Below are 23,535 nucleotides of genomic sequence, written 5' to 3'. Positions count from 1 at the left end.
TCCGTCGGCCGAGGACCGGTCAGGTGTCGACGTACCCGGCGAGGTGCTGTCCGGTCAGGGTGGTGCGGTCGGCGATCAGGGCGGCGGGGGTGCCCTCGAAGACGACCCGGCCGCCGTCGTGGCCGGCGCCGGGGCCGAGGTCGATGATCCAGTCGGCGTGCGCCATCACCGCCTGGTGGTGCTCCACCACGATGACGGACTTGCCGGAGTCGACCAACCGGTCCAGCAGGCCCAGGAGTTGCTCGACGTCGGCGAGGTGCAGGCCGGCGGTGGGCTCGTCCAGCACGTAGATACCGCCCTTCTCGGCCATCTGGGCGGCCAGCTTGAGGCGTTGGCGTTCGCCGCCGGAGAGGGTGGTGAGCGGCTGACCCAGCGTCAGGTAGCCGAGGCCGACGTCGGAGAGCCGCTTGAGGACGGCGTGCGCGGCGGGGGTGCGGGCCTCACCGGCGCCGAAGAACCGCTCCGCCTCGTCCACCGACATCGCCAGCACCTCGCTGATGTCCCGGCCGCCGAGCCGGTACTCGAGCACCGCGGCCTGGAACCGCTTGCCCTCGCACTCCTCGCACACGGTGGCCACCCCGGCCATCATCGCCAGGTCGGTGTAGACCACACCGGCGCCGTTGCAGGTCGGGCACGCGCCTTCGGAGTTGGCGCTGAACAGGGCCGGCTTCACCCCGTTCGCCTTGGCGAAGGCCTTGCGGACCGGCTCCAGCAGCCCCGAGTAGGTGGCCGGGTTGGAGCGCCGCGAACCGCGGATCGGGCTCTGGTCGATCGCCACCACGCCCTCCGGCGAACCCCCTTCCAGCGCCGCGCCGTTGACCAGCGAGCCGTGCACCAGCGAGCTCTTGCCGGAGCCCGCCACGCCGGTCACCACGGCGAGCACGCCGAGCGGCACGTCCACGTCGACGTCCCGAAGGTTGTGCGCGGTCGCCCCGCGGATCTCCAACACGCCGGTGGGCGTGCGGACTTCGGCCTTCACCGCGGCGCGGTCGTCGAAGTGCCGGCCGGTGATGGTGCCGCTGGTGCGCAGGCCGTCCACGCTGCCCTCGAAGCAGACCGCGCCGCCCGCCGAACCGGCGCCCGGGCCCAGGTCCACCACGTGGTCGGCGATCGCGATGGTCTCCGGCTTGTGCTCCACCACCAGCACCGTGTTGCCCTTGTCGCGCAGCCGCAGCAGCAGCTCGTTCATCCGCTGGATGTCGTGCGGGTGCAGGCCGGTGGTCGGCTCGTCGAAGACGTAGGTGACGTCGGTCAGCGAGGAGCCCAGGTGCCGGATCATCTTCACCCGCTGCGCCTCGCCGCCGGACAGCGTGCCGGCCGGGCGGTCCAACGAGAGGTAGCCGAGGCCGATCTCGGTGAACGAGTCCAGCGTCTGCTGCAGCGAGGCCAGCAGCGGTCCCACCGACGGCTCGTCCAACTCCCGTACCCAGTCCGCCAGATCGCTGATCTGCAGGGCGCAGGCGTCGGCGATGCTGATCCCCGCGACCTTCGAGGAGCGGGCGCCCTCGCTCAGCCGGGTGCCCGCGCAATCCGGGCAGGTGGTGAAGGCGACCGCGCGGTCCACGAACTCCCGGATGTGCGGCTGCAGCGCGGCCCGGTCCTTGGACAGCATCGACCGCTGGATGCGCACCACCAGGCCCTCGTAGGTCATGTTGATGCCCGCGATCTTCATCCGGGTCGGTTCGAGGTACAGGAAGTCGTGCAGTTCCCTCTTGGTGTACTTCCGGATCGGCTTGTCCGGGTCGACGAGTCCCGACTCGGTGTACATCCGGTAGTTCCAGCCGCCCGACTTGTAGCCGGGGATGGTCAGCGCGCCCTCGTTCAGCGACTTGGACTCGTCGTAGAGCTGCCCCGGGTCGACGTCGGAGACCGAGCCGCGGCCCTCGCAGCGCGGGCACATGCCGCCCGCCCGCGAGTAGGTGCGCTTCTCGGTCTTCGACTCCTCGCCGCGTTCCACCGTGATCGCCCCGGCGCCGTGCACCGTCGGCACGTTGAACGAGAACGCCGGTGGCGGCCCGATGTGCGGCTCGCCGAGCCGGCTGAACAGGATCCGCAGCATCGCGTTGGCGTCCGTGGCGGTGCCGACGGTCGAACGCGGATCGGCGCCCATCCGCTGCTGGTCCACGATGATCGCGGTGGTCAGCCCCTCCAGGACGTCCACCTCCGGGCGGGCCAGCGTCGGCATGAACCCCTGGACGAAGGCGCTGTACGTCTCGTTGATCAGGCGCTGCGACTCCGCCGCGACCGTCCCGAACACCAGCGAGCTCTTCCCCGACCCCGACACCCCGGTGAACACCGTCAGCCGCCGCTTCGGCAGCTCCACGCTGACGTCCTTCAGGTTGTTCACCCGGGCCCCGTGCACCCGGATCAGGTCGTGCCCGTCCGCCTCGTGCGGCCGCTGCGCGCTGCCCATGAACCTCATCCCTCCGTCCGGCCGCGCCCGTCCCGGGCGCCACCGCCCCGACTCTAGCCAGCCGGACCGGGCGGGCGGCGGATCACACCCCGTCCGCGGCACCCGCGCACTCCCTGCCGGGCCCGGTCAGCGCGGCTGCACGGTGACGGGGAGCCGGTCGGGGCGGCTCACCCCGGCCATCACCTCCTTGACCTGGTGGCCAGGGACGGGCCGCAGCTGCCAACCCGGTCGACCGGGAAGACCCGACCATGTGAATCGTACGGATGTTCGAACAAGGCGTACGCTGGCGCCATGAGCTACCAGCTGCAGGGTTCGCTGTTCGATGCCGCGGGGGTCGAGGGGGAGGTGCGGCTCGGGCCGCTGGCGGGGGTGGAGCGGACGGAGCTGGGGCAGGGGGCGTGGATCGACGTGCTGCCGGGGTGGGTGCGCGGGGCGGACCTGCTGTTCGAACGGCTGGTCGTGGGGGTGCCGTGGCGGGCCGAGCGGCGCGAGATGTACGACCGGGTGGTCGACGTGCCCAGGCTGCTGGCGCACTACGGGGAGGGGGCCGGGCTGCCGGATCCGGTGCTGGGGCGGGCCCGGGAGGCGCTCAGCGGGTACTACCTGCGCGAGCTGGGGGAGCCGTTCGCCACCGCCGGCCTGTGCTACTACCGGGACGGGCGGGACAGCGTGGCCTGGCACGGCGACCGGATCGGCCGGGGCGACCGCGAGGACACCATGGTGGCGATCGTCTCGGTGGGGGAGGCGCGGCCGCTGCTGCTGCGGCCCCGGTACGGCGGCGGGCCGGTCCTGCGGCGTGCGGTCGGCCACGGCGACCTGCTGGTGATGGGCGGCTCCTGCCAGCGCACCTGGGAGCACGCGATCCCGAAGAGCAGCCGTCCGGTCGGCCCGCGGATCAGCATCCAGTTCCGCCCGCGCGGCGTCCGCTGAGACCGTCACCGAGCGTCGCCGAACGGGTGTTTCTGCAGCTCAGTCAGATTCTCGGACTTGAATATTTGCGAACGAGTGTTCGATGCTGGAGTCGTGCAAATGTTCGAACCTGATTCGCTCGACCTGTCCGGGACCGGCGGTTTCGCCCCGGCCGCGCCCGCCCGCCCGGCGGCTCGTGTTCGAACGCTTGCCCCCGTGACGGTGGGTAACGGAGTCGACGGTCGAACGGTGGTTCCGCTGCGGCCGAACGTCTCCGCCCTGCCCGGGTGGAAGGCCGCCGCGACGCCGTCGTCGCCGCAGCCCTCGGCGCCGTCGACCGAGCCGGAGCTGCTGCCCGTGCTGCCCGCCCTGGCACCGCTGCTGCCCGGCGGCGGGCTGCGCCCCGGCACCGCCGTCTCGGTCACCGGCGACACCGGACTGCTGCTCGCCCTCGGCGCCGGCGCGTTCACCGAACCCGAGCACCAGGGTGCGAGCCGCTGGGCCGCCGCCGTCGGACTGCCCGAACTCGGCCTGGCCGCCGCGGCCGGCTACGGCTACGACCTGCGCCGCCTGCTGCTCGCCGACCACCCCGGGCAGCACTGGCCCGAGGTGGTCGCCGCGCTGGCCGGCGCGGTCGGCCTGATCCTGCTGCGCCCCACCGGACCGGTCGCCCCGGCCCTCGCCGCCCGCCTCGCCGCGGTCCTGCGCCGCGGCCGCTGCGCGCTGCTGGTCGCCGGGCCGTGGCCCGGTGCGACGCAGCGCCTGAGCGTCCGGACCGGCCGATGGTTCGGCCTCGGCGACGGGCACGGCCAACTGCGCGGCCGCCAGGTCGAGGCCGTCGCCGAAGGCCGCGGCACCGCCACCCGCCCCCGCACCGCGCACCTCTGGCTCCCCGACGAGCACGGCACCGCCCGCCCCGTCGACGCCACCGAAACCCCCCTCCCCCTCACCCGCCCGACCCTGGCGGCGGTCTGACATGCCCGCCGGCCCGGAACCGGCCACCGGTTCGACGAGGCGTCAGGCCGAACCCGGGCCGCCGCCCGGTGACGGGGCCGCCGTCGTCGACCTCGCGCAGTGGCGGGAGCGATCGCCCCGGTCCCCTCGACCCCGTCCACCCCGTCCACCCCGTCCGCCCCGCCACCGATCCCGGTCTCCTCAGCTGATGAAACACTCCTCTCCGATCCCCAAGCCGCCGAAGCCCTGGAGCCGCGACGGCGCGGGTCCGCTGTGGGGGACGTCGCGCGACGGGGAGGCCGCGGGGCCGGGGGCGACGGCGCAGCGGGTGCTGGTGGTGTGGTGTCCGGACTGGCCGCTGGTGGCGACCGCGCCCGCGGGCGGGGACGTGACCGCGGTCGCGGTGGTGGCGGACGGCCGGGTGCTGGCGTCCTCGGACGCGGCGCGGGCGGCCGGGGTCCGGCGCGGCATGCCGTTGCGGCTGGCGCAGCGGTACTGCCCGGAGCTGCGGCTGCGGGACCGCGACGAGGAGGCGGAGGCGCGGCGGTTCGAACCGGTGGTCGCGGCGGTGGAGGCGTTCACCCCGCGGGTGGAGGTGCTGCGGCCGGGGCTGTGCGCGATCCCGGTGAAGGGCCCGGCCCGTTACTTCGGCGGCGAGGAGTCGCTGGCCGGGCAGATCCAGGACGCGGTGGCCGCCGTGCTCGCCCTGACCTGGCCGGTCACCGCGCCCGCCCCCGCGGAGCAGCCCGCCGACGAACTGACCGGCGAGGACGCCGAACCGGCCTGGGTCGGCGAGGTGTTCACGGACCCGGAAGGCGATCGCACCCCGCCCCTCACGGTGGTCGACGGCACCTCCCGGCCCGACCCGGGCACTCCCGCCGCACCGCTGCCCGCCGAGCCGCCTGCCGCACCGCCGGGCATCAACGTGCCATATCCGGAAGCGAGTTCGCCGCCGGCCGCGCCGCCCCGCGGGCTGGTGGGGATCGCCGACGGCCTGTTCGCCGCGGTGCTGGCGGCCCGGGTCGAGTCGGTGGTGCCGGCCGGGCGGACGCCGGAGTTCCTGGCGCCGTACCCGGTGTCGGCGCTGGGCGACCTGGAGTTGGCGGAGCTGCTGCACCGGCTGGGCATCGACACGGTCGGGGCGTTCGCGGCGCTGTCCGCGGACGCGGTGGCCAACCGGTTCGGCCCGGGCGGCACCGCCGCGCACCGGCAGTCCCGCGGCCTGGACCCCCGTCCGCTCGCCCCCAAGGACCAGGGGCTGGACCTCGGGGTCGAGCAGGTCTTCGACCCGCCGGAGGAGCTGGCGGAGCCGCTGGTGTTCGTCGGCCGGACCCTGGCGGAGCAGCTGCACGCCCGGCTGGCCGGGGTCGGCCTGGCCTGCCAGCGGGTGTCGGTGGAGGTGGCCTGCGTCAGCGGGCGCTCCGCGGCCCGGCTGTGGCAGCACGAGGGGCGGCTGTCGGCGGCGGCGCTGGCGGAGCGGGTGCGCTGGCAGCTGGGCGCCTGGCAGTCCGCGGGGACGTTCACCGACGCGGACGGCGGCTTCACCGTGCTGCGGCTCGTCCCGGACGGCCTGTTCCCGGACCGGGGGCGGCAGTTGGCGCTCTGGGGCGAGGCGGTCGCGGAGGACCGGGTGGAGCGCGCGGTGGCCCGGGTGCAGTCGCTGCTCGGCTACGCCGGGCTGCGGCGCGGCGAACCGGCCGGCGGGCGCGGCCCGGACGAGCAGCAGGTCCGCCTGCCGTGGGACGAGTCCGCCACCGGTGCGGGCGGGACGACGGCGCCGGACGCGTCCTGGCCCGGCCGGCTGCAGGACCCGGCGCCGTCCGTGGTGCCGCCCGCCCCGGTGCAGGTGACGGTCCTGGACCGCGACGGGCAGCCGGTCACCGTGGACGGCCGGGCCGAGGTGTCCGCCGCGCCGCACCTGGTCGAACTGCACGGCCGCACCCTGACGGTGATCGGCTGGACCGGCCCGTGGCCCGCCGTCGAACGCTGGTGGGACCAGCGCACCGCCCGCCGCCGGGCCAGGATCCAGGTCGCGGTCGACGGCGGCCGCGCCCTGCTGCTCACCGTGGAGGGCGGCCGCTGGTACGTGGAGGGGGCCTATGACTGAAGCCAGCCGACGGAACTGACGGCACGTCAGTCAGCAAGCGGTGCCCCGGGGGGGAGCGCCGGCACCATCAGCCACCCCGAGACCGGAGCACCACCCGCGATGGGATTCACCAGCCACCCCTCGCTCCCCTGGACCGAGTTGCAGCGCCGGATGTCCGGCATCCGCACCCCGGACGGGCCCGCGCAGCCGCACCCGCCGGCGGAACGGCAGCCGCAGCCCAGGCCCCAGGACGCCGTCCCCTGGGCGGAGTTGCACGTCCACTCGGCGTTCAGCTTCCTGGACGGCGCCAGCGACCCGGAGCAACTGGTCGACGAGGCCGTGCGGTTGGGCGTCGAGACGCTGGCGCTCACCGACCACGACGGGTTCTACGGGGTGGTCCGGCTGGCCGAGGCGGCGCGGCGCGCCGGGATCGGCACGGTCTTCGGCGCGGAGCTCAGCGTCGCCGCGGACGACCACCTGCTGGTGCTGGCCCGCGACCCGGAGGGCTACCGGCGGCTGTCGGCGGCGATCAGCGCCGCCCAACTGCGCGGCGGCGCCAAGAACAACCCGACGTACGACTTCGCCGAACTCGCCGAGGCGCACGAGGGCCACTGGGCGGTGCTCTCCGGCTGCCGCCGCGGCCGGGTCCGGCACGCCCTGGCGACCGCCGGGGAGGACGCGGCGGAACGCGAACTGCGCACCCTCACCGAGGCGTTCGGCGCGGAGAACGTGTACGTCGAGCTGATCGACCACCGGTTGCCCGGCGACGACCTGCGCAACGACCGGCTGGCCGCGCTGGCGGAGCGCACCGGGCTGCCGACGGTGGCCAGCAACAACGTCCACCACGCCGCACCCGCCCAGGGCAGGCTGGCGCAGACCCTGGCCGCGCTGCACGAACGCCGCACCCTGGAACAGGCCGCCCCGTACACGATGGCGTCCGGCACCGCGCACCTGCGCTCCGGCCGGGAGATGGCCCAGCGGCTGCGGCGCTTCCCCGGCGTCCGGCAGGCCACCGCCGAACTGGGCCGGGCCTGCGCCTTCGACTTCGCCAAGCTCGACCCGCAACTGCCCGGCTACCCCGTCCCCGAGGGCCACACCGAGACCAGCCACCTGCGCGCCCTGGTCGCCGCGGCCGGACCGCTGCGCTTCGGCGCCGACAACGAGGACGCCCGCCGCCAACTCGCCCGCGAACTCGACGTGATCGAGACCCGCGACCTGGCCGGGTACTTCCTGATCGTCCACGACATCGTCGACTTCTGCCGCCGCGAGGACATCTGGTGCCAGGGCCGCGGCTCGGCCGCCAACTCCGCGGTCTGCTACGCCCTCGGCATCACCGCCGTCGACCCGATCGCCTACGGCCTGCTGTTCGAACGCTTCCTCAGCGTGGCCCGGGACGGCCCGCCCGACATCGACCTGGACATCGAGAACCGCCGCCGCGAGGAGGTCATCCAGTACGTCTACGGCCGCTACGGCCGCGGCCACGCCGCCCAGGTCGCCAACGTGATCACCTACCGGCCGCGGCTCGCCCTGCGCGACGCCGCCCGGGCGCTCGGCTACCCGGCCGAGCAGGTCGACGCCTTCACCCGCCAGGTGGAGTTCCACGGCACCGTCCGGGACGACGCCGTCATCCCCGCTGACGTCGTCGACATCGGCAGCCAACTCCACGGCCTGCCGAGGCACTTGGGCATCCACTCGGGCGGCATGGTGCTCACCCGGGAGCCGGTCGGCCAGATCTGCCCCACCGAGTGGGCCCGGATGCCGGGCCGGTCCGTGCTGCAGTGGGACAAGGACTCCACGGCCGGCGCCGGACTGGTCAAGATCGACCTGCTCGGCCTCGGCATGCTCGCCGCCCTGCACGACACCTGCGACCTGATCGAGCGGCACTACGGGCGGCGGATCGACCTCGCGTCCATCCCCCAGCACGATCCGCAGGTCTACCAGATGCTCCAACGGGCCGACACCGTCGGCGTGTTCCAGATCGAGTCGCGGGCCCAGATGGCCACCCTGCCCCGGCTGAAGCCGGAGAAGTTCTACGACCTGGTGGTCGAGGTCGCACTGATCCGGCCCGGCCCGATCCAGGGCGGCTCGGTCCACCCCTACCTGCGCCGCCGGGCCGGCGTCGAACCCGTCGACATCCCGCACGAGACGATGCGGCGCGCCCTCGCCAAGACCCTCGGGGTCCCGCTGTTCCAGGAGCAGATGATGCAACTCGCCATCGACTGCGCCGGGTTCAGCCCCGACGAGAGCGACCGGCTGCGCCAGGCGATGGGCGCCAAACGCTCCCTGGAACGGGTCGCCGAACTGCGCACCCGGCTGCTGGAGGGGATGGCCGAGCGCGGCATCCCGCCCGAGGTCGCCGAGGACGTCTACACCAAGATCGAGGCCTTCTCCAACTACGGCTTCCCGGAGTCCCACGCGATCAGCTTCGCCTACCTGGTGTGGGCCAGCTCCTGGCTCAAGTACCACCACCCGGCGGCCTTCACCTGCGCCCTGCTCGCCAACCAGCCGATGGGCTTCTACTCGCCGCTCAGCCTGATCACCGACGTCCGGCGGCACGGCGTGCGGGTGCGCGCCGTCGACGTCGCGGTCAGCGCCCCCGGGCCCACCCTGGAACCGCCCTTCCACCCCTCCTTCCGGCACCCGCTCACCGCCGGCACGCCGCAGGCCGCGATCCGGCTCGGGCTCACCTCGGTGCGCGGCCTCGGCCAACCCCAGGCCGAGACCATCGTCGCCGGACGCCCCTACGCCGACCTGGAGGACTTCGCCCGCCGCACCGGCCTGGCCCGGCCCGTGCTGGAGGCGCTCGCCACCGCCGGCGCGTTCTCCTGCTTCGGCCTGGGCCGCCGTCAGGCCCTCTGGTCGGCGGGCATGTTCGCCGCGGTCGACCCGAACTCGCTGCCCGGCACCGTCCCCGGCGCGGACGCCCCGCCGCTGCCGCCGATGACCCCCGTCGAGGAGACCATCGCCGACCTCTGGGCCACCGGCAGCTCCGCCACCACCCACCCCGTCCAGCACCTGCGCGCGGCCCTGCGCCACGGCGGCGCCGTCACCGCCGCCGAACTCCAGGACGTCCCGCCCGGCACCTCCGTCGTGGTCGGCGCCCTGGTCACCCACCGCCAACGCCCGCCCACCGCCGGCGGCGTCCTCTTCCTCAGCCTGGAGGACGAGACCGGCCTGATCAACGTCATCTGCAACCGCCCGGTCTGGCAGGCCCACCGCCGCACCGTCCTGGAACGCGCAGGCCTCCTCATCCACGGCACCGTCGAACGCACCCACGGCGCCACCAACCTCATCGCCACCCGCATCAGCCCCCTGCGCATCGGCTTCTGACCGCCCCCCCGACGGGCTTGCGCGAAGGTCCGCTGACGGTTGGTCGGGCGGCGTCGGGTCAGCCCTGTGGTGGGCGGCCCGGGCCGGGAGGGCCGGCGAAGGCCTGGGCGATCGGGAGCCAGGTGCGGGCGGCGGGGCCCTCGGCGGTGAGGGCGAGGTCGTCGCGGTGGCGGCGTTGGGTGACCAGGAGGCAGAAGTCGAGGGCGGGGCCGGTCACCCGGTCGGTGGCGTCGTCCGGGCCCCAGGTCCACAACTCGCCTCCGGGGGAAAGCAGTTCGACGCGGAACGGGGCGGTCGGGGTGGCCAGCCCGTGCGCGGCGAAGGCGAAGCCGACGGTGCGGATGCCCAGGTGGGCGATGTGCCGCAGCCGGTCGGTGGGGACGCGGTCGGCGCCGAGCGCGTCGGCCACGTCCTGGCCGTGCGCCCAGGTCTCCATCAGACGGGCCGTCAGCATCGAACGGGCCTTCATCGGCGGGCCGAACCACGGCAGCCGCACCTCGTCCGGGACCGCGGCGAGCGCCTGCGCCACCTCCGTGCGGCCTTCGCGCCAGCGCCCGAGCAGCGCGGCGGGCTCCTCCCCGGCGCCCTCCGCCGCGCCCTCGTCCACCGCCGACATCCCGTGCTCGAACTCGCGGGCCAGCGCCGCCGCGAAGCCCTCCGGGTCGCGGGCCGAGAGCAGCGTCCAGCGGTCGGTCCAGGCCAGGTGCGAGAGTTGGTGCGCCACCGTCCAGCCCGCCGCGGGCGTCGCCGTGGCCAGCCCCGCCGCATCCAACCCGGCCACCAGGGAGTCGAGTTCGGCCCCCTCCGCCAGCAGGTCCCGCGCCAACCCGTCCATCCGCCACCCTTTCCCGCGACCGGTACCCCAGTCCTACCCTGCCCGCCCGCCCGACGCGAGCCCCTCGACACCCGCGTGACGGTCGTCACCGGAAGGGACGAGGGGAGGCGGGCGGCGGCGGGGTCAGAGGGGGAAGACCGCGCAGGTGGTGGTGCCGTGGGCGTAGAGCTTGCCGTTCTCGCCGATCACCCGGGCCTCGGCGGTGGCGACGGTGCGGCCCACGTGGAGGGCGGTGCCCTCGCAGCGCAGCAGGCCGGTGTCGGCGAAGACCGGCCGGACCAGATGGATGTTGAGCTGGGTGGTGGTGTAGCCGGTGCCGGCCGGGAGGCGGCTCATCACGGCGCTGCCCAGCGCGGAGTCCAGCAGGGTGGCGAGGTAGCCGCCGTGCACGCTGCCCAGCGGGTTGTACAGGTGCTCGCCGGTCTCGCCCTCGAACACCGCCGTGCCCGGGCCGGCCTCCACCAGCCGGAAGCTCAGGGTGCCGGCGATCGGCGGCGCCGGGATGCGGCCCTCGATGATCCCGCGCAGCACCTCCTCGCCGGAGAGCTCGTCATCGCCGAACTCGGCGCCTGGGCGGGCGGATGGGACCGCCGCGGACTGCAGCCCGGCCACCTCGACCCGCAGGCGCTCACCTGGGACATGCGCCGCCGCCTCCACCACGACCGCCTCCCCGCCGGCCGCACCGTGGTCGAACTGCACTTCCCGGAGGCGGTGCCGGAGCGGTTCTTCCTGCACCTGACGGCGGTCGACCCCGTCCTGTGCACCGAGGACCTCGGCCTCTCCGTCGACCTCCGGATCCGCGCCGACCTCGACGCCTTCACCCGCTGGTGGCTGGGCGAGTTGCCCTGGGGCGCCGTGCTGCGCACCGGAGCCGCCCGCCTCGACGGCCCCACCGCGCTGCGCCGCGCCTTCCCCACCTGGTTCCGCGGCTACCTCTTCGCACCGGAGTCCGCGTTCGACCCCGCGCCCGCGCCCGTAACCGTGCCGCTCGCACCCGCGACCGCGCCGCCCGCCGTCCCTGCCGCCGCGCCCGAACCCGCCTGACCGGCGTCGCACCGCCGGGTCCCCGACCGGTGGCGGCGGGCGTGGTACTGATGGTGCGGCAGCGCTGACGGAGAGTGAAGGCGGCTAGGGATGCGGGTCGCGGTCATCGGGGCGAACGGCGGGATCGGCCGGTGCGTGGTGACCGAGGCGCTGGCGCGGGGGCACCGGGTGACGGCGGTGGTGCGGCGGCCGGAGGAGTACCAGGGGCTGGCGATCAGGGTGGTGCGGGCGGACGTGCTCGACCCGGCGGACGTGGCCCGGGCGGCGGCGCAGGAACAGGCCGTGGTCAGCGCGGTCGGCGGCGGTGACGGCCCCGGACGTGGGCGGCTGATCGAACCGGCGGCCCACGCGCTGGTCGCCGGCCTGCGCCGACTCGCCGACGCCGCACCGCGGCTGCTGGTGGTCGGCGGGGCGGGCGGGCTCGAGGTCCGGCCGGGCGTGCTGCTCTGGGACGACCCGGCGCTGGCACCCCGCACCCTGGAGGTGATGCGCGCGCACGGCCGCGCGCTGGACTACCTGCGGACCGTCGCCGACCTGGACTGGACGGTGCTCAGCCCGCCGCAGAGCCTGCTCCCCGGCGAGCGCACCGGCCACTACCGCACCGCCACCGACGAGTTGGTGACCACCCCGGACGGGTTGAGCAGCATCTCCCTCCCCGACTTCGCCACCGCGCTGGTCGACGAACTCGAGCAACCCAGCCACCACGGCGAACGGTTCACCTGCGGCTACTGAACCGCCGTTCGGTCAGCGGCAGTCCACCCGCCCGCTCACATCCCGCTCGGGAAGGCGTACGAACCCGGCACGCTCACCCGCGCGTTGTCGGCCGCGGTGCCGTACACCAGGGCGATCTCGTCGTGCGCGTGCAGCGTGATCGCGGCCGGATCGCCGCTCACCGCCTGGCCGTTGACGTACGCGGTGAGGGTGTGGTCGGCGTCCGTGCGCAGCCCGCCGAGGTGGTCGGCGGAGGTGGAGACCTGCCACTCGGTGAGGAACTGGCCGAGGGTGAAGTCCGCCTGGACGGGCGACTCGACGTGGATCACGCCGCTCCCGTCGTGGGTGTGCAACGGGCTGACCTGCCCGGCCTGTTCGTCGATGCCGAGGTCGGCGGGGACCGGCACCGCCTGCCCGTTCACGTACACGTCGAGGTGGGCGTGCAGGTGCAGGGCGGTGCCCTCGGCGGTGAGCATCGGCAGTCCGGCCTGTCGGACTGCGGCCGCGGCGGCGGCGCCGCTCGGGGCGTCCCACGGCGGGGCGGTGGTCCGCCCGTCGGCGGTGGTGCGCGGTTGGGCGGGGATCGCGGCAGCGGCGGGGGAGGAGCCGGAGTGGGTGGTGGTCACCGCCATCGCGGTCACCCCGCCGAACAGCGCCAGTGCCGCCGCGCCGAGTCCGCCCCGGAGCGCGATCCGCCGGCGCCGTTCCCGGCGGGCCTCGGCGGCCCGCTCGGCGGCCAGCCGGGCGCGCCGGTCCTGCTTCGAACTCCGTTCGTGGGAGCGGTGGTTGTCGCGGCCGGAAGCAGCCATGAAGAGTCTCCTGAGGTGCGTTCCCCCCTCGGGAACCCCCCCACGTCCGGTCGACCCCCCCCCACAAGGCCCGGGTGTGACGTCAGCCGAGCTGGACGGAGCGCTTGGCCAGGCCCATCCAGAAGCCGTCGATGACGCTGCGCTGCGCGCCGAGGTCGGCCTCGCCGGCGCCGAGGGTGACGAAGAGCGGGGCGAAGTGCTCGGTGCGCGGGTGGGCGAGCCGGCCGGCCGGGGCCTTGGTCTCGAAGTCGAGCAGCGCGTCCAGGTCGCGGGCCTCCAGGGCGCGGCGGCCCCAGTCGTCGAACTCGGCCATGACGGACGTCACACGGCCGTCGGGCGAGAGGGCGCGCAGGTTGTGGGTGAAGAAGCCGGAGCCGACGATCAGCACGCCCTCGTCGCGCAGCGGCGCGAGCTTGCGGCCGATCTCCAGCAGCTTCTGCGGGTCCAGGGTGGGCAGCGAGATCTGCAGCACCGGGATGTCCGCGTCGGGGTACATCTCCACCAGCGGGACGTACGCGCCGTGGTCCAGGCCGCGGTCCGGGACGTCCTGCACCGGGGTGCCGGGGCCGCGCAGCAACTTGCGGACGGACTCGGCGAGTTCGGGCGCTCCGGGGGCGGCGTAGCGGACCTGGTAGTAGTGCTCGGGGAAGCCCCAGAAGTCGTAGACCAGCGGCACCGCGGCGGTGGCGCCGATGGCCAGCGGGGCCTCCTCCCAGTGCGCGGAGACCATCAGGACGGCCTTCGGGCGGGGCAGGTCGGCGGACCAGGCGGCGAGCTCGCCGGGCCAGATCGGGTCGTCGGCGAGCGGCGGGGCGCCGTGCGAGAGGTAGAGCGCGGGCATGCGCTCGGTGCTGGCGGTGCTCATCGTCCATCTCCCATAGTTCAAATTTGAACCTCGTGCTTTCGACGGTACACCCGAGTTCGAATTTGAACAACAAGAGTAGGATGCGGGTATGGACGAACGGCCCACGGACCAACCGCGCTGGCTCAACGAGACCGAGATGGCCGCCTGGCGGGGCTTCGTCGCGGCCACCAACCTGGTCGCCCGTCGCCTGGAGCGCCAGCTCAAGGACGACGCGGGCCTCTCCCACACCCAGTACGAGATCCTGGTGCAGCTCTCCGCCGCGCCCGGCGGGTCGCTGCGGATGACCGACCTGGCCGACCGGCTGATCACCTCCAAGAGCGGCCTGACCTACCAGGTCACCCAGCTGGAGAAGGCCGGCCTGGTCGGCCGCCGCTCCTGTCCCAGCGACGTCCGCGGCGTCTTCGCCGAGATCACCGAGGAGGGCTGGCAGGTCCTGCGCGCCGCCGCCCCCGGCCACGTCGCGGCCGTCCGCGAGGCGCTGATCGACGTCCTCAGCCCCGCGCAGCTCGCCGCCCTGGCCGAGAGCCTCGGCACCGTCAGCGACCGCCTGCGCGCCACCGACGCCTGACCGCCGCGCGGCCCCGCGCGGGGAGCGTCAGAGCGCCGCGGCCCGGACGCACAGGACGTCCGGGAGGTGCGAGGTGAGCAGGGACCAGTGCTCGCCGCCGTCCGGGGAGCCGTACACCTCGCCGTTGCGGTTGCCGAAGTACACGCCGGCCGGGTCGGCGTCGTCGGTGCAGAGCGCGTCGCGCAGCACCACGCCGTAGTGCTGCTCCACCGGCAGTCCGGTGGCCAGCGGCTGCCAGGTCTCGCCGGCGTCGGTGGTGCGGAAGACCCGGCAGCGGCGGTCGACCGGGAGGCGGGCGTAGTCGGCGTCGAGCGGGAAGAGGTAGGCGGTGCCGGGGGTGTGCGGGTGGGCCGCCACGCCGAAGCCGAAGTCGGCGGGGAGGTCGCCGGCGATGGACTTCCAGGTGCGGCCGGCGTCGTCGCTGCGGTAGACGCCGCCGTGGTTCTGCAGGTAGATCCGGTCCGGGTCGCCCGCGTCGCGGGCCATCTTGTGCACGCACTGGCCGAACTCGGGGAACCGCTCGGGCAGGAAGTCCGCGCGGATCCCGGCGTTGGACGGCTCCCAGCTGCGGCCCCCGTCGGTGGTGCGGTAGACGCCGCCGGAGGAGACCGCGACGGTGACGGTGTCCGCGTCGCGCGGGTCGGTGAGGACGGTGTGCATGCCCTGCCCGCCGAAGCCGGCGCCCCAGTGCTCGCGCTGCGGGTGGTCCCAGAGCGCGTCGACCAGGGTGAAGCGCTCGCCGCCGTCGGTGGAGCGGAACAGGGCGGCGGGCTCGGTGCCCGCGTAGACCACCCCGGGCGCCTCCTCGCCCGCCGGGCAGAGCTGCCAGACCCGCTCCAGCGAGGCGCCGGTCCGCTCGGGGAAGCGGACGGCCGGCTGCTCCGGCTCCTGCCAGCTCGCGCCGAGGTCGTCCGACCACCAGACCGACGGCCCCCAGTGGCTGGAATCGGCGCCCACCAGCAGCCGGGTGCGGCCGCCGCGCTTGTCGACCGCCACCGAGTAGATCGCGTTCATCTGGAAGTGCGGGCCGCTGAACTCCCAGCTCCGCCGGTCCGAACTCCGGCCGAGGAAGAGGCCCTTCTGCGTGCCCACGGCCAGCAGGACATCCCGTACGTCAGTCATGGCGAACCATCCGGAGTCGGTTGTGCGCGGTCTCGCGACAGTGTGCTCCGGGGGTCTGACAGCTGCACGGCACCGCGCCGGAATGTTCGCCGACCCGGGATGGTTTATGATTCAACAAAGACCCGAGAAGGAGGACCCGATGGCATCCACGATCGACCTGCGCCGAGCCGAGGACCGCTTCCACACCCAGGCCGGGTGGCTGGACTCCAAGCACTCCTTCTCGTTCTCCCGGCACTGGGACCCGGCCAACACCCACTTCGGCGTCCTGTTGGTCTCCAACGACGACATCGTCGCCCCGGGCACCGGCTTCGACACCCACCCGCACCAGGACATGGAGATCATCACCTGGGTGCTGGACGGCGGCCTGGTCCACCAGGACTCCGAGGGCCACAACGGCGTCATCTACCCGGGCCTGGCCCAGCGGATGAGCGCCGGCACCGGCATCCTGCACAGCGAGAAGAACGACTCCTGGACGCTCACCGGCGAGCCCGAGCACCGCGACCCGGTCCGCTTCATCCAGATGTGGACCATCCCGGACGCCGCCGGAATCGTCCCCGGCTACGAGCAGCTGGACATCAACGACCAGCTCGCCCGCGGCGGTTGGACCACCCTGGCGTCCGGCATGGCCAAGCACGCCAACCAGCGGGCGATCGGCATCCGGCAGAAGCACGCCGCGATGCACGTCTCCCGGGTGCGCCCCGGCGAGACCCTGGAGCTCGCCACCGCGCCGTTCGTCCACCTCTTCGTGGCCCGCGGCGAGGCCGCCGTCGAAGGCGCCGGCCTGCTCCACGAGGGCGACGCGCTGCGCATCACCGGTGCCGAGGGCCAGCGGGTCACCGCCGGACCGGAGGGTGCCGAGCTGCTCCAGTGGGAGATGACCGCCACCCTCAACTGACCGTCGCACCACACCCGTTCGGGCCCGTCCACCGGTGAGAGCCGGTCGACGGGCCCGAACGCACGCGCACGCCCGAAACGCACGCGCGGGGCGGGCGGGGCCGCGACAACAGGAACGCGGAAGGGGTACCGGGAGCCTTCCCGGTACCCCTTCCGCGTCAACGACCGCAGGCTGCGGCTCAGTTCTGACCGGCCTTCTGCGCCGCCACCCCGGCGTGCACCTCGGCCATGTCCAACTTCCGGGCCTGGCCGATCAGATCCTCCAGTGCGGCCTCCGGCAGCGCACCCGGCTGGGCGAACACCAACACGCCCTCGCGGATGATCGCCAGCGTCGGAATCGACCGGATGTCGAACGCCGCCGCCAGCTCCTGCTGCGCCTCGGTGTCGACCTTCGCGAAGGTGAGGTCGCCGTGCTTGTCCGACGCGCGCTCGAAGACCGGCGCGAACTGACGGCACGGGCCGCACCAGGCCGCCCAGAAGTCGATCAGGACGAAGGCCTTCCCGTCCTCACCCTGGACCACCTCGTCGAAGTTCTCCTTGGTCAATTCCACCGTGCTCATCTCGCCACCTGCCTTCCGCAGTCGGATTCGAAACCGTCCGGGTCCCTACCCGGACCCACGCCCGGCACAACCCCGCCGCCACCGGGACTATTCCATCCGCCGGAGCCGCTGAACACCCGCGCCGCGCCGTGCGTACTCCCGGGTGAACCGGCCGAACGGCCGTCCGACACCGTCCCGGGAACCGCCATGACCTACACCAGCCGACGTGCCACCCTCCTCGCCGCAGGCGCCCTCGCCGCCGCGGCCCTGGTCGCCGGGTGCGGCTCCGGCGGCTACTCCTCCAACTCCGCCAAGTCGCCCGCGTCCAGCGCCCCCGCCAGCCCCTCCGCGGGCGGGGCGGCCCTGATGACCGAGCAGAACGCCACCCTCGGCACCCTGGTCACCGACGGCCAGGGGTTCACGCTCTACCGCTTCGACCAGGACACCGCCAGCCCCTCGGCCTCGCACTGCACCGGCGCCTGCGCCACCACCTGGCCGCCCGCCCTGGCCGGTGGCGACACCAGCCAGCTCAAGGGCATCGACGCCAAGCTCGTCTCCACCGTCACCCGCGCCGACGGCAGCCACCAACTGACGCTGAACGGCTGGCCGTTGTACCGCTACGCGCCCGACACCAAGCCCGGCGACACCAAGGGCCAGGGCGTCCAGGGCACCTGGTGGGCAGCCACCCCGACCGGCGCCAAGGCGATGCCCGGCGGCGCGAGCCCGTCGACCCCGTCCACGCCGACGACCCCGTCCACGCCGACGACCCCGTCCACGCCGAGCAGCCCGTCCACCGGTGGCGGGTACGGCTACTGAGGCCGTCGTGGACTGGCGGGCCGAAGGGGTGCGGCGCGGGCGCCCGAGCCGCACCCCCGCCACGGTTATCGACACGAGCCACCCCGGACTTGAGGGTCCGGGGACGGCCCGCGGCCACCGTCCGACGCGCCCGATCGCCCCGGCGGGGCGCACGCGCGAGGATGGCGCCGTGGCCGAGCACCCCCGCGCCACCGGTCACCACGGCGGCCCCCCTCCCGCCGGCCCGCGGGCCCCGGACTCCCGCGCCGACCGGCCGCCGGCCCGTACCGTCGAGGACCGGACGACGCGGCCCGCGAGCGGCGGTCAGCCGGCCGAGGACGAGCTGATGCGGGCGCTGTACCGGGAGCACGCCGGTCCGCTGTACGGGCTGGTGCTGCACCTGGTCGGCGGCGACCGGCAGCGGGCCGAGGACGTGGTCCAGGAGACCCTGGTCCGCGCCTGGCGGCACCTGGACCGGCTCGACCCCGACCCCCACAGCCTGCGGCCCTGGCTGGTCACCGTCGCCCGGCGGATCGTCATCGACGAACACCGCAGCCGCGCCGCCCGCCCCCGCGAGGTCCCCGCCGAGGAGCTCGACCGACTGCCCGCCGTGGACCTCGGCGCCGAGGAGCAACTCGACCGCACCCTGCGGCTGATGACCGTCGCCGACGCACTCGGCGCGCTCTCCCCGCCGCACCGCGCGGCGATCGCCGAGACCTACCTGCGCGGACGGACCGCCGCCGAGGCCGCCGTCGTCCTCGGCATCCCGGCCGGCACCGTCCGCTCCCGGCTCTACTACGCCCTGCGAGCCCTCCGGCTCGCCCTGGAGGAACGGGGAGTGACACCATGACCACCCCCCACGACGACCGCCGCGACCACGACGACCCCCGCGACCGGCACAGCCGCCGCGACCACGACGACTACCCCGACCACGACGACTACCCCGACCACGACGACTACCCCGACCGGCCCGAGCACCGGGGCGACGCGGACCGGCCCGAGCGCACCGATCCGCCGCACTCGGACGTCGCCGCGTACGTCCTCGGCGTGCTCGACCCCGACCGGCGGGAGCGGTTCGCCGCCCACCTGGCCGACTGCCCGCGCTGCGCGCTCGACGCCGAGCGGCTCGCCGGGACGGCCGGACTGCTGGGAGAACTACGGGACGCCGCGCCGGAGTTGGCGGACCAGGTCGAGCCCCCGGCGGAGCTGCTGCCGCGGCTGCTGGCCGAGGTCTCCGGCGAGCGGCGGCGCGGCCGGGTGCGTCGGCTGGTGCTGGTCGCGGTCGCGGCGATCCTCGCGGTCGGTGGGCCCGCGGCCACCTGGGCGCTCACCCAGGGCAGCCAAGTCGCTGCCGCCGCCGAGCAGTTCAGTGCCACCGACCCGGCCACCGGGGTGTCCGCGAAGATCGGCGTCACCCCCGTGACCTGGGGCAGCCGGATCAGCCTCGACCTGGCGCACCTGCAGGGCCCGCAGACCTGCGACCTGGTCGCCGTCGCGGCCGACGGCGCGCGGCAGACCGTCACCAGCTGGCAGGTCCCGGCGGCCGGCTACGCGGGCAGCGCCGAGCTGAGCACCTCCGGCGGCACCGGGCTCGCCCCGTCCGCCATCGACCACTTCGAGGTCCGCGTGCTGTCCGGCCAGGCCCAGAACGGGCGGACCGTCCTGGTCACCGTCCCGGCCCAGCACTGAGCGGCACGCCCAAGCGCCGGTCCCGGCACGCTCCTGCGCCGGCTCCGGCGCGCCCCGCGCTGGCCCCGGCGGCCCGGGCGTCGCACCCTGGAAGGACCGGTCCCGAACACCCTGCTCGCACCCGGGAGGTGGCGGCCATGAGGACGCTGGTCGGATGGCACATCGAGATGGAGTTCGAGGAGGACGGCGACCGCACCAGGGCCGCCGCGATGGTCCGCCTCGCCGACGGCACGGAGGTGCGTGCGCACGGCTACTCCACCAGGCACCACAGCGACAGCCCGCAGCTGCGGGTGGGCGAGGAGGTCGCGGGAGCGCGCGCCCTCAACGACCTCGCCATGCAACTGCTCACCAAGGCGCACGGCGAACTCAAGCGGCCGACCGAGGCCCCGATCCGCCCGCTGATGTGAGGCGCCCGGGGGCCGCAGCCGTCGACGCCCCGTCAGATCTCGGTCAGCGGCACCGCCGGGTCCGCCAGCCGCTCCGGGTCCACGCTCCGCCCGGAGCGGACCAGCTCGCGGATCGGGTCGGTGACGTCCCAGACGTTGACGTTCATCCCGGCCAGCACCCGCCCGCCGGACAGCCAGAACGCCAGGAACTCCCGCCCGGCCACGTCGCCGCGGAAGACCACCCGGTCGTAGCCGCCGGGCTCCGCGTAGCCGGTGTACTCCATGCCCAGGTCGTACTGGTCGGTGAAGAAGTACGGCACCCGGTCGTAGACGGCGTCGCCGCCGAGCATCGAGGCGGCGGCGACGGCGGGCTGGTTGAGTGCGTTCGCCCAGTGTTCGACCCGGATCGGCTTCCCGAAGAGCGGATGGAAAGCGCTTGCCACATCGCCCGCCGCGAACACGTCCGGGTGCGACGTGCGCAGGTGCTCGTCGGTGCGCACGCCGTTGTCCACAGTGAGGCCGGCGGCCTCGGCGAGGGCGGTGTTCGGGCTGATGCCGACGCCGACCACGACGGTGTCGGCCGGGACGGTGCTGCCGTCGCCCAGCCGGACGCCGTCCGCGCGCAGCTCCGCGACCTGGACGCCGAAGCGCAGGTCCACGCCGTGGGCGCGGTGCAGGTCGGCGAAGACCTGGGCGACCTCGCGGCCGAGCACCCGCAGCAGCGGCAGTTCCGCGGCCTCCAGCACGGTCACCTCCGCGCCGGCGGTGCGGGCCGCGGCGGCGGTCTCCAGGCCGATCCAGCCCGCGCCGACGATCACCACGCGCGCGCCGGGCCGGAACGCCGCCCGCAGCCGGTCGCTGTCGCCGACCCGCCGCAGGGTCTGCACGAAGTCGCCGTCGCCGCCCGGCACGGGCAGCCGTCGAGGTGCCGAACCGGTGGCCAACAGCAGCTTGTCGAACGGCAGTTGCTCGCCCCCGTCGAGGGTGACGGTGTGCCCGTCCGGGTCGATCGCGGAGGCCGTGGCGCCCAGCCGCAGCGTCACGTCGTGCGCGGCGTACCAGTCGGCGGGGTGGACGAAGATCTTCTCCCGGTCGTCCTTGCCGAGCAGGTAGCCCTTGGAGAGCGGCGGCCGCTCGTACGGGCGCTCCGGCTCGTCGCCGACCAGCGTGACCGGCCCCCGGTAGCCCTGGTCGCGCAGTGCCTCGGCGGCCTTGGCCCCGGCCAGGCTCGCCCCGACGATCACCATTCCGTTGTCCATGCCTCTGTTCCTTCCCCGGTCCGTTCCCCCGACGCGTCGCACCGACCCTGTCACCGCACTCCGCACGCGCGGAGGCAGCGCGCCGTGGACCGGTGGTGACCGACCGCGATTCGCCCGCGAGGCGCACCACGGTCCGGCCGGACCGGCCGCCTAGGCTGGGTACGGGCCCGGTCGTCCGGCCGGTGGAGCTGTCGAGAGGAGCCCGCGGGATGGGTGAGCGAACGGCCAAGGTGCGCTGCGTGCCCGCGGTGCCGTGCTGGGTCAGCCTGATGGCACGCGACCTCGACGCCGCGCAGGGCTTCTACGGTCCGCTGCTGGGCTGGGAGTTCGTCCCGGGCCCGGACCGCTGGGGACCGTACGTGCGCGCGGTGGTCGACGGCGTGGAGGTCGCCGGGCTCAGCGTGGTCTCCGAGGACTGGCAGCGCCCGGTCGCCTGGACCACCTACTTCGGCATCGAGAGCGCCGACCGGGCCGCGGACGGCGTGCGCGAGCGCGGCGGCACCCTGGCGGTCGGCCCGCTGGCCTTCGACGCGGGCCGGGTGGCGCTGGCCGCCGACCCGTTCGGCGCGACCTTCGGCATCTGGGAGGGCGAGCCCGGCGCGGACACCTGGCCGGCCGACCCCTGGACGTCCGACCCCGGCGCGCCGGTCTGGATCGAGCTGCGCACCGCCGACCCGTTCGCCGCCGCGTTGTTCTACGGCGAGGTGTTCCGCTGGGACGACCGCGGTCCGGCGCATTTCGAGGTCCGGTACGAGCACGAGCGGGTGGTGCTGCGCTCGGAGGGCCGCAGCGTGGCCGCGCTGTGCGCCGCGCAGGAGGTCGGCTCGCACTGGGAGGTGTTCTTCTCGGTCGCCGACACCGACGCCGCGGTCAAGCGGGCGGTGGGCCTGGGCGGCCGGGTGCTGGACGTGCCGGCGGACTCCCCGTACGGGCGGGTGGCCCGGCTGGCGGACGCCGAGGGCGGGCGCTTCTCGGTGATCAGCCCGGAGGGGTGAGCCGTTCCCTGACGGTTCGTCAGTTCTCGCTGCCGAGCGCGGTGGTACGGCGCCGCGCGGTCGGGGCGGTGGCGTGCGCGAACAGGCGGTGCATCGCCTCGGGCAGGTCGTCCGGCCCGGTCACCGGGTGGTGGAAGTCGAAGCGGGCGTCGAGCAGTGCGGCGGGGTCGGTGCCGAGCAGGCGCAGCCGCAGTCCGCGGCGGTCCAGGGCGATCGGGCGGACCTCGCGCAGCCGGTTGGCGGGCCCGTCCCAGCCGGACGGGCCGGCGCGGTGGTCGAGGGCCTGCGCGCCGAGCACCAGCAACTGGTCGGCGTGGGCGGTGGCGAGGTGCTGCAGCAGCGGCGGCTCCTCGGCGGCGACCGGGTCGGGCGCGGCGGCGGCCAGCGCGTCCGGGTCGAGGCAGCACTCGGCGCCCCACAGGTCGTCCAGCGCCAGGTGGTCGAGCTCCAGCCGGAGCAGCGCGTGGCTGCCGGCGGCGTGGCGGCGGAAGTGGGCGGCGGGGTCCTCGGCGGGGGCGCCGGTGAGGATGCCCCGGGCCTGGAGGCGGCCGCGGATGCGGTGCGGGACGGCGACCGGGGCGACGTCGACGCAGTCGAGTTCGGCGGTGAGCGGGGTGCGGGCCAGGGCGGTGATCCGGTGCAGCGCGGACTCGCGTTCCACCAGGACCGCGACCGAGCCGTCCGGGCGCAGCGCGCAGGCGACCAGCGGCGGCAGCCCGGGCCGGGCGGCCAGGTCGGCGCCGCGGATGTCGAGCACCGCGGAGGAGGCGAACTCCAGCAGGGTGCGGGCGCGTTCGGCGGGGCTGGGGGCGGACGACCGGCGGGCGGAGTCGGGCAGCACGGGGAGCCTCCTTGGTTGCTTAGGTGAGGCTAACCTAAGTCAAGGAGGGTGGTGAGGTCCAGGCGCGGCGCGCGGGAGGGGGGTGACCGTCGGCGATGCTCCTATAGACGTCAAGCGGCAGGCGCGAGGTCGTTTCGAGTGATTCGTGCGGCTGCTGTGCTGGTGAGCGCGCGGTAGACCTCTCGTGCGACGAAGCGCTTGAGGCAACGCGTGATGTCCTTCTTCGAGAGCCCTTCCTTGGTGCGACGGGTGACGTAGGCGCGGGTGCGCTCGTCGTAGCGCATGCGGACCAGCACGATGGTGTGCAGGGCGTTGTTGGCGGCCCGGTCGCCGCCTCGGTTGAGGCGGTGGCGGTGGGTGCGGCCCGAGGATGCAGGGATCGGTGCGACCCCGGCAAGGTGCGCGAACGCGCTCTCGGAGCGCATCCGTTCGGGGTTGTCCCCGGCGGATGCGAGGAGCTGGCCGGCAGTCTCGGGGCCGACGCCGAACAG

23 protein-coding genes are annotated in these 23,535 nt (G+C 74.6%); 13 read left to right on the top strand and 10 right to left on the bottom strand.

The features are described 5' to 3' along the window. Positions 1-19: 19 nt before the first annotated feature. A complete protein-coding gene (locus ACWD4U_RS19730; RefSeq protein WP_363453183.1) occupies positions 20-2,413 on the bottom strand; it encodes an excinuclease ABC subunit UvrA in 2,394 nt (797 codons plus the stop codon). A 291-nt stretch (positions 2,414-2,704) separates the two neighbouring features. Here ACWD4U_RS19730 and ACWD4U_RS19725 point away from each other — a divergent pair, with 291 nt between their 5' ends. The 4 genes from ACWD4U_RS19725 to ACWD4U_RS19710 all read left to right on the top strand — a co-directional run bounded on the left by ACWD4U_RS19725 (position 2,705) and on the right by ACWD4U_RS19710 (position 9,692). After that, positions 2,705-3,343, top strand: coding sequence for an alpha-ketoglutarate-dependent dioxygenase AlkB (locus tag ACWD4U_RS19725; RefSeq protein WP_363453181.1), 639 nt, complete (start codon positions 2,705-2,707; stop codon positions 3,341-3,343). A gap of 228 nt (positions 3,344-3,571) precedes the next feature. Continuing rightward, positions 3,572-4,297, top strand: a complete 726-nt coding sequence (locus tag ACWD4U_RS19720; RefSeq protein WP_363453179.1) for a hypothetical protein — start codon at positions 3,572-3,574, stop codon at positions 4,295-4,297. 187 nt (positions 4,298-4,484) lie between these two features. Beyond that, on the top strand, positions 4,485-6,383 hold the full coding sequence (locus ACWD4U_RS19715) for a DNA polymerase Y family protein (protein WP_363453177.1): 1,899 nt from the start codon (positions 4,485-4,487) through the stop codon (positions 6,381-6,383). A gap of 99 nt (positions 6,384-6,482) precedes the next feature. Next, positions 6,483-9,692 carry an error-prone DNA polymerase gene (locus ACWD4U_RS19710; RefSeq protein WP_363453175.1) on the top strand — a complete coding sequence of 1,070 codons (3,210 nt, stop codon included), beginning with the start codon at positions 6,483-6,485 and terminating at the stop codon, positions 9,690-9,692. Between the two features lie 58 nt (positions 9,693-9,750). On the opposite strand, the gene ACWD4U_RS19705 is transcribed toward ACWD4U_RS19710, so the two are convergent. Together ACWD4U_RS19705 and ACWD4U_RS19700 are read right to left on the bottom strand one after the other, a co-directional pair. Further along, complete coding sequence (locus ACWD4U_RS19705; RefSeq protein ID WP_363453173.1) at positions 9,751-10,527, bottom strand: TIGR03084 family metal-binding protein; 777 nt, start codon at positions 10,525-10,527, stop codon at positions 9,751-9,753. Positions 10,528-10,650: 123 nt separating this feature from the next. Further along, complete coding sequence (locus ACWD4U_RS19700; RefSeq protein WP_363453171.1) at positions 10,651-11,187, bottom strand: PaaI family thioesterase; 537 nt, start codon at positions 11,185-11,187, stop codon at positions 10,651-10,653. Here ACWD4U_RS19700 and ACWD4U_RS19695 point away from each other — a divergent pair. After that, positions 11,167-11,571 (top strand): hypothetical protein, encoded by a 405-nt coding sequence (locus ACWD4U_RS19695; protein ID WP_363453169.1) that lies wholly within the window; start codon positions 11,167-11,169, stop codon positions 11,569-11,571. The two genes, ACWD4U_RS19700 and ACWD4U_RS19695, sit on opposite strands and share 21 nt — an antisense overlap. Positions 11,572-11,661: 90 nt before the next feature. After that, the gene (locus ACWD4U_RS19690) at positions 11,662-12,303 is read left to right on the top strand and encodes an NAD(P)-dependent oxidoreductase (protein ID WP_363453167.1); all 642 of its coding nucleotides are present in this window, start codon (positions 11,662-11,664) and stop codon (positions 12,301-12,303) included. Between the two features lie 35 nt (positions 12,304-12,338). Here ACWD4U_RS19690 and ACWD4U_RS19685 read toward each other — a convergent pair whose 3' ends face one another. Both ACWD4U_RS19685 and ACWD4U_RS19680 read right to left on the bottom strand, forming a co-directional pair. Further along, on the bottom strand, positions 12,339-13,091 hold the full coding sequence (locus ACWD4U_RS19685) for a hypothetical protein (RefSeq protein ID WP_363453165.1): 753 nt from the start codon (positions 13,089-13,091) through the stop codon (positions 12,339-12,341). Positions 13,092-13,173: 82 nt separating this feature from the next. Continuing rightward, the gene (locus ACWD4U_RS19680; protein WP_363453163.1) at positions 13,174-13,956 is read right to left on the bottom strand and encodes a dioxygenase family protein; all 783 of its coding nucleotides are present in this window, start codon (positions 13,954-13,956) and stop codon (positions 13,174-13,176) included. 88 nt (positions 13,957-14,044) lie between these two features. On the opposite strand from ACWD4U_RS19680, the gene ACWD4U_RS19675 reads away from it, so the two are divergent. Continuing rightward, on the top strand, positions 14,045-14,524 hold the full coding sequence (locus ACWD4U_RS19675) for a MarR family winged helix-turn-helix transcriptional regulator (protein WP_363453161.1): 480 nt from the start codon (positions 14,045-14,047) through the stop codon (positions 14,522-14,524). Positions 14,525-14,551: 27 nt separating this feature from the next. On the opposite strand, the gene ACWD4U_RS19670 is transcribed toward ACWD4U_RS19675, so the two are convergent. Continuing rightward, a complete protein-coding gene (locus ACWD4U_RS19670) occupies positions 14,552-15,646 on the bottom strand; it encodes a WD40/YVTN/BNR-like repeat-containing protein (RefSeq protein ID WP_363453159.1) in 1,095 nt (364 codons plus the stop codon). Positions 15,647-15,785: 139 nt separating this feature from the next. Between ACWD4U_RS19670 and ACWD4U_RS19665 the strand changes: the two genes are divergently transcribed. Then, a complete protein-coding gene (locus ACWD4U_RS19665; RefSeq protein ID WP_363453157.1) occupies positions 15,786-16,541 on the top strand; it encodes a pirin family protein in 756 nt (251 codons plus the stop codon). Between the two features lie 178 nt (positions 16,542-16,719). Here the strand turns inward: ACWD4U_RS19665 and trxA are convergent, their stop codons facing one another. After that, on the bottom strand, positions 16,720-17,100 hold the full coding sequence (gene trxA / locus ACWD4U_RS19660; RefSeq protein ID WP_363453155.1) for a thioredoxin: 381 nt from the start codon (positions 17,098-17,100) through the stop codon (positions 16,720-16,722). Positions 17,101-17,286: 186 nt separating this feature from the next. Here trxA and ACWD4U_RS19655 point away from each other — a divergent pair, with 186 nt between their 5' ends. The 4 genes from ACWD4U_RS19655 to ACWD4U_RS19640 all read left to right on the top strand — a co-directional run bounded on the left by ACWD4U_RS19655 (position 17,287) and on the right by ACWD4U_RS19640 (position 19,970). Then, positions 17,287-17,895, top strand: a complete 609-nt coding sequence (locus ACWD4U_RS19655) for a hypothetical protein (protein WP_363453153.1) — start codon at positions 17,287-17,289, stop codon at positions 17,893-17,895. Positions 17,896-18,064: 169 nt separating this feature from the next. Beyond that, a complete protein-coding gene (locus ACWD4U_RS19650; RefSeq protein WP_363453151.1) occupies positions 18,065-18,724 on the top strand; it encodes a sigma-70 family RNA polymerase sigma factor in 660 nt (219 codons plus the stop codon). Continuing rightward, positions 18,721-19,563, top strand: coding sequence for an anti-sigma factor family protein (locus ACWD4U_RS19645; protein ID WP_363453149.1), 843 nt, complete (start codon positions 18,721-18,723; stop codon positions 19,561-19,563). The genes ACWD4U_RS19650 and ACWD4U_RS19645 overlap by 4 nt, the downstream gene beginning before the upstream one ends. Positions 19,564-19,700: 137 nt before the next feature. Further along, positions 19,701-19,970 (top strand): DUF1876 domain-containing protein, encoded by a 270-nt coding sequence (locus ACWD4U_RS19640; protein WP_363453147.1) that lies wholly within the window; start codon positions 19,701-19,703, stop codon positions 19,968-19,970. Between the two features lie 32 nt (positions 19,971-20,002). On the opposite strand, the gene ACWD4U_RS19635 is transcribed toward ACWD4U_RS19640, so the two are convergent. Then, a complete protein-coding gene (locus ACWD4U_RS19635; protein WP_363453145.1) occupies positions 20,003-21,208 on the bottom strand; it encodes an NAD(P)/FAD-dependent oxidoreductase in 1,206 nt (401 codons plus the stop codon). A 209-nt stretch (positions 21,209-21,417) separates the two neighbouring features. Here ACWD4U_RS19635 and ACWD4U_RS19630 point away from each other — a divergent pair, with 209 nt between their 5' ends. Beyond that, positions 21,418-22,203, top strand: coding sequence for a VOC family protein (locus tag ACWD4U_RS19630; RefSeq protein WP_363453143.1), 786 nt, complete (start codon positions 21,418-21,420; stop codon positions 22,201-22,203). Positions 22,204-22,222: 19 nt separating this feature from the next. On the opposite strand, the gene ACWD4U_RS19625 is transcribed toward ACWD4U_RS19630, so the two are convergent. Further along, positions 22,223-23,044, bottom strand: coding sequence for a DUF2470 domain-containing protein (locus ACWD4U_RS19625; RefSeq protein ID WP_363453141.1), 822 nt, complete (start codon positions 23,042-23,044; stop codon positions 22,223-22,225). 110 nt (positions 23,045-23,154) lie between these two features. Continuing rightward, on the bottom strand, positions 23,155-23,535 hold a 381-nt coding region (locus ACWD4U_RS19620), incomplete at its 5' end, for an IS110 family transposase (RefSeq protein WP_363453139.1).

Source organism: Kitasatospora sp. NPDC002522 (assembly GCF_053595195.1).
The sequence above is the reverse complement of the archived record's forward strand: the minus strand, read 5'-3'. Positions and strand labels throughout refer to the sequence as shown.